We start from the raw sequence: 243 nt of genomic DNA, 5'->3' as shown, positions 1-243 counted from the left end.
CCGAAACCACCGGAAGGTGGTAACCCGGCATGTCTGGGAGGACAGCAAAGAATGGGTCCGGAGCAACCGACTGAGTCGGTCGGGAAAACAGTTATACCGCAAACGAAAAGAGACGATAGAGCGAAGCTTCGCGGATGCTAAAGAGCTCCACGGGTTTCGCTATTGTCGGTTGCGCGGACTGCCAAACGTCAGCGAACAAGCACTGATGACGGCAGCCGTGCAGAACATGAAGAAGATGGCGAT

General features: G+C 55.1%; 1 protein-coding gene. It reads left to right on the top strand.

The features are described from left to right. On the top strand, window positions 1-243 hold a 243-nt coding region (locus tag HPT30_RS00180; RefSeq protein WP_175369640.1), incomplete at both ends, for a transposase.

Origin of the sequence: Paenibacillus agri, from assembly GCF_013359945.1 — a bacterium.
Lineage (GTDB): Bacteria > Bacillota > Bacilli > Paenibacillales > Paenibacillaceae > Paenibacillus_AQ > Paenibacillus_AQ agri.
This window is presented reverse-complemented; position numbering and strand designations above follow the sequence as displayed.